This is a genomic window from Paenibacillus senegalensis JC66 (genome assembly GCF_000285515.1).
Taxonomy (GTDB): Bacteria; Bacillota; Bacilli; order Paenibacillales; family NBRC-103111; genus Paenibacillus_L; species Paenibacillus_L senegalensis.
Map to the genome: position 1 here is coordinate 10,332 of NZ_HE610958.1, position 3,440 is coordinate 13,771.

The following is a 3,440-nucleotide window of genomic DNA, read 5'->3' on the forward strand; positions in this document are numbered from 1 at the left end:
TATTTTAATAAATTCCATCGAAGTTGGATCCAGCAATTTCAACTTTTCGTCATCTTGCATGTCAATAAGTCCTCTGCTAATTAACATAATGTCATCATTCATATCTGTGAGTATTTTTGATGCTTCTTTCTTGTTTAAGGGACCTTCCTCAAGAGATAAATCAGAGAACAATGGGTCATACGCTAGTACTAATAAATTCCTCATATTTACTGATAAGTCATCTGCCCTTCCCATAAAATGGTGTGCTGTTTGATTTACAACCAATTGATACCTTATTGGGTTCTCAAAATTATTCTTAATATAGTATTTATCCACCATTTCGGATAAGCGATACAACTGATACCATTCTGCATTCATAGTTTCAAGAGATTCCTTCTTAAGTTCATCAATTTGTTTATATAAAGCAACACTATTTATTGCAAGTATAAGCAGAACAATGGCCATGGCGATAAAAACAATCATCCATTTCTTCTTCCTCAACCAACCCATAAAATTATCTCCCCCACTAAATGATCCTAATCTTGATACAGTAACGGTAATTAACGGGTACTGTCTAATCCTTGCTTAATTATTCATTGAAAAATAAGGAATCAAATTCAAACAAGTGTTTGCTAAAGAGTATCATCCAGATTAACAAGATCAGCTTGAAATTCATTGTTTTGTCCCTTCCATTTATTTTTTACTGCAAATTATTTCATCTAACGTTCCCGCATTTCTTACATCCAAGCGGCTTAAGGCACAAAGTGCCGGGTCATCATAGTCTTTTTCGAAAAATAAAGAGCCCTAACTTTATTGCTAGGGCTCTGATGTCATTTATAAATGTCTCCTCTAGGTCCTATACGAACTACCAAGATGATAAATTTATTATTAAGAACCTCATTAGATTATTCGATAAACTCCAACCCGTAATCTATAGATTATCCCTTCTTTCCCCTTCATTTTCTTTGTACTCGGATTGTTAAAGGGATCATGAGTTAATTCTTCAAGGGATATAAAGATTCTGCTAGCGGTAACTCGATCTATTTTCCTCAGGTTCTTTTCAGCTTCACTTGGAAATATGACCTTATATTTCAAGGTCACGTTTTAGGTCCTCCAGGGATTTAGTCTGACCATTTTGAAACTCAACCCATCCCTGTTCTATCGCCTGTATATCTTCAGGTGTCAAACAGTCATCTCTTCATCAAGCTGTTTTCAAGTAACCATGATAGAAAGCTCTTTGCGACAGCCTTATTTTTCTCATTTAAATTACCTAATATGTTTTCCAATTCATCATTCGGGACACTCATCAATTGTACCCCCTTTTATTTAATCATTTATATTATACCCCAATATAAAAGGATGCTCCAAACATAGCTTTTCACTACAACGATGTATCAGCCTTTATTCGCTCTTTCGCCAATTTCTTATAACGTCTTACGTATTCACGACGTCCACCGTAGGTGGATGATGTTCCGGCTATTGCTTCCTCGCTCCCTGCTTTCGGGACCAAGGAGCAGCTTGCTGGTCCGCAGCGTGAATGTTATGTTATAAGATGTCCCCGACCTCGTAGCTTAACTTTCATATCTCCTTATCTACATCTGCAATGAATCTAAATGTGAAGTATTGTTTAAAAAATGAATACTTCTATTCTTATCAGTTATTTCTATTAAATGAATTGCAGTGTCTCCATTTTTAAAGTAAAAATCTCTATCCACAGGCATCTTGAAAAATGATCTCAATAAACAATTAATAACTCCACCATGAGCCACAATGGCAATCCTTTCATGATTACAGTTGGAAACAATCTTTGAGAATATCATTTCAATTCTCATTCGAAATTCAATAGCAAAATGCTTCTTACAGAACGATGGACTGCCCTATGCCAGGCCCGATGCGTGAATGCGGTGTTATAGGATGTCCCCGCCTTCTTCGAATACTTTCAAAGTAATCCTTCATGTAAGTGTACATTCTCTTTCAGAATTTCTCTTACTCTTCTTATTGTCTTAATACCCTTACTCAGATTGACAATTCTGTTTAGCAAAATCCATCTTAGACAAGCAATAGCCTCAAACAATTCCAGATCCCCCCGGGTGTAAATGTTTAAAAAATCGTTCCGATACAACGAAGCATAGCTCTTATCAGTATAAATTTGTATTAATATAACAGACCAAGCAATATCATATCTTGGATCACCCCGTTGCCCATTCGTCCAATCAATAATTGTATATGTACCTTCAGATTCCAATATATTTCCCAAATTATAATCTCCATGAATCAACTGCTCATTCTTCATATTGCTCTTCTTAACCAAATGAACAAGCAATTCATGGATATCAGCATGTTCTTCAACCCCAGGGTAAAAATATTTTATAAAGTCATACTCCAGAACGAGCTGAGGATCAAATAATTCTAATGGTGTCTTGTGTACTTCATTTAGAATACTAGCGAGATTCAAAAGAATCTGATTGTCTGTTATGTTGACCGGTGAGCCATTGTAACTGGTCAATAATACCTGATTCATGTCTTTATCTCTTCCATAACCCATTGGCTGCGGAACTGTTAAGCCATTCTCATAAAGGGTCCGAATTATCTTGTATTGATTTTGAATATTTGGTTTAGATTTCTTGTTCCATATTTTAAGAACATAACAGGTTTCACCCAAACAAATCTTCGCTACTTCTGCTTCAAGACCGGCAATCAAAGGATATGAAGAAATTGTATTATATCCCAATAAATTATCTATTATTTTGTTTTTTTCAATCCAATTGATCTCTCTTAATAGATTCATGTTTTTTATGCCTTTCGCGGGGATTTCTTATAACGTTTTTGTGTTCACGAACCCACCACTGCGATGTCAGCGCCTTCCTCGAATACTTGCTAAAATTCTGTTTTAATAAATAACTCGAATTCCTCTACGGTAGAAAATATGTTCAGTGGTACACCTTCTGATTTAATATGGTTCTCAAACATCTCTATTAGTAGGAGAACCGCTTTTCTTAACGGTTCGAAATCTATTGGATCAAGTAGTTTAGAAAGATCAGGAAAACCATACCGACGATAAATACTCCGATATTCCCCTAAATCAAACATAGCAGGCCAATGTCCTTTTTCAGCAGCATATAATATTCTTGACAATGTTTCTTGTACCCCAACAGCAACAAAAAACGCAGTTTCATAATGTTTATTTTCGCAAGCGGTAAGGAGTTTGTTAAGCATTCCTCTTTCTTCTTCATAGAACCCCCTCATGACAGCTTTGTAAGAACGAACTTCCTCTTGACTATTTTTTCGTTCTAAAATCAAATGAAGGGTGTCTGTAGTCAGCTTCTCACAAGCGGAAGTAATATCATCGATTGAATGGCTAAACATAATTGTATCTAAGTATGTGTCTAGTTGATCTGGTTTAATCGGTAAACTCCTAACTTGCTCGCGATAATATCCCCACATACGTGTATGAGCATTTT

2 protein-coding genes and 2 pseudogenes are annotated in these 3,440 nt (G+C 35.8%); all 4 read right to left on the minus strand.

The window, feature by feature from the left end:
* A partial coding sequence (locus PSHG_RS30865; RefSeq protein WP_010271858.1) for a hypothetical protein occupies nucleotides 1–489 on the minus strand: 489 nt, incomplete at its 3' end.
* A 1,082-nt stretch (nucleotides 490–1,571) separates the two neighbouring features.
* Nucleotides 1,572–1,823, minus strand: a pseudogene (locus tag PSHG_RS29940) (histidine phosphatase family protein); the annotation flags it as partial.
* Nucleotides 1,824–1,918: 95 nt separating this feature from the next.
* Nucleotides 1,919–2,767, minus strand: coding sequence for an aminoglycoside phosphotransferase family protein (locus tag PSHG_RS08515; protein ID WP_010271860.1), 849 nt, complete (start codon nucleotides 2,765–2,767; stop codon nucleotides 1,919–1,921).
* Nucleotides 2,768–2,856: 89 nt separating this feature from the next.
* A pseudogene (locus PSHG_RS26980) lies at nucleotides 2,857–3,440 on the minus strand (hypothetical protein); the annotation flags it as partial.